We start from the raw sequence: 1,561 nt of genomic DNA on the forward strand, positions 1-1,561 counted from the left end.
GGCCTAACAATTCCATAAGGAGCTTCCCGTCAACCCGTGGTGCATGACGCCCTTGCCTTAAGCTTTCGGCTTTGTTCTTCCTGTTTTCATTACGTGTTGCCTTGCTGCTTTCGCCAGTGTCTTCGCGGTGTTTCAAGTTGCCAGACTGCATTTCCATAATCGGTCTTGTGGGATCGTCGCTGCCGATCCGGACCAGGGTAAAAACCGCACCCGCGGGCCTCTCTCATTCACCGGGTTCATCCATGCCGGAAGGATCGGTTCCCGCATGTGGTGATGCCACCTTGTTAGTCAGGCTCTCCGCAGGGCGGTCCGACCGCTTGTTACCGCTTCGCTCTGGCGAGTGAACTCGATTTCCCTTACACCATCATCGTTGCCTTCCTGCTGGCCGGGCGTTGCACCATCGGATGCTTCAACCAAGCGTCCGGGTCGTAGTCTTCCTGCCGCGCCAGCATCGCCCACAGTTGCCGGGCGTGCTTGTTGGCAATGGCCACCAGCACCTTGCCCAACGGCAGTCGGTTGGACAGGTCTTTGATCCATACCTGCTCGGGCGTGGCTTTCTCCACCGCGACAGCCTTGGCGCGCTGCACGCTGCTGCGCGCGCCCTGAATCAGCAACGTGCGCAGATAACTGTCGCCCCGGCAACTGATCGACCCCAACCGATCCTTGCCGCCGCTGGAACGTTGCACCGGGGTCAGGCCCAACCAGGCCGACAACTGCCGGCCATTGCGGAAGTCCTGGCCATCGCCCACCGATGCGACCACCGCATCGGCGGTCAGCGGGCCGACCCCCAGAATCCGCTGCGCCCGCACGCTGCGTACATCCGCCCTGGCGTGAGCAGCGATGCGTGCATCGCACTCGGCCAGCCGTTCGTGCACCTGTCGCCAGTGGCCGGCCAGTGCGTCCAGCAGTTCACCCAGCATCGCTGGCAGGCTGGCCTGGATCGATGCATCGCCCAGGGCGCGGCGCAACGCCTCATCGCGCTGCGCCACCACCACCCCGAACTCGGCCAGCAATCCGCGCAGCCGGTTGCCGATGGCCAACGCTTCGGTCTTGTAGCCCTCGCGGACCCGGTGCCAGGACAGCCGCGCCTGCTGCTCTACCGTCTTCACCGACACGAAGCGCATGTTGCCTTGGCGGGCCGCCGTGGCGATGGCCTCGGCATCGTTGCGGTCGTTCTTGTTGGCCTGGCTCTTGCGGAACGGTTTGACGAACTGCGCCGCCATCAGCTTCGGCGCCAGCCCGTGCGACAGGCAACGCCGCGCCCAGTGGTGTGCGCCGCTGCACGCTTCCATCGCCACCACCGTGCCGGCAGGCAACTGCGTCAGCCAAGCCGCGAACGCAGCGCGCTGCAAGTCCCGGCGCTGGCACACCCGTCCGGTCTCATCCAGCTCGCAGATCGAGAACACATGCTTGGCCAAGTCCACGCCCATCGTTTGCGATACAGTGCCCATCGGAGACTTCCCCTTCATCTGATTGTTGGTCGAAACTCAATCATGGCACTCGATGCCGAGCGGCAAAGCCGCTGAAGTGGGAAGTCTCCTTTTTACTCATTCAAGCCGAA

General features: G+C 63.4%; 1 protein-coding gene. It reads right to left on the bottom strand.

What is annotated here, in order from left to right:
• Positions 1 to 356 precede the first annotated feature (356 nt).
• Positions 357 to 1,451, bottom strand: coding sequence for an IS110 family RNA-guided transposase (locus FHR87_RS18855; RefSeq protein ID WP_183168295.1), 1,095 nt, complete (start codon positions 1,449 to 1,451; stop codon positions 357 to 359).
• Between the last annotated feature and the right edge of the window lie 110 nt (positions 1,452 to 1,561).

It is taken from the genome of Azomonas macrocytogenes (assembly GCF_014191985.1).
Lineage (GTDB): Bacteria > Pseudomonadota > Gammaproteobacteria > Pseudomonadales > Pseudomonadaceae > Azomonas > Azomonas macrocytogenes.

Excerpts from the sequence above, each read along its gene's own strand:
- FHR87_RS18855 (WP_183168295.1), bottom strand. The coding sequence starts at position 1,451 with ATGGGCACTGTATCGCAAACGATGGGCGTGGACTTGGCCAAGCATGTG.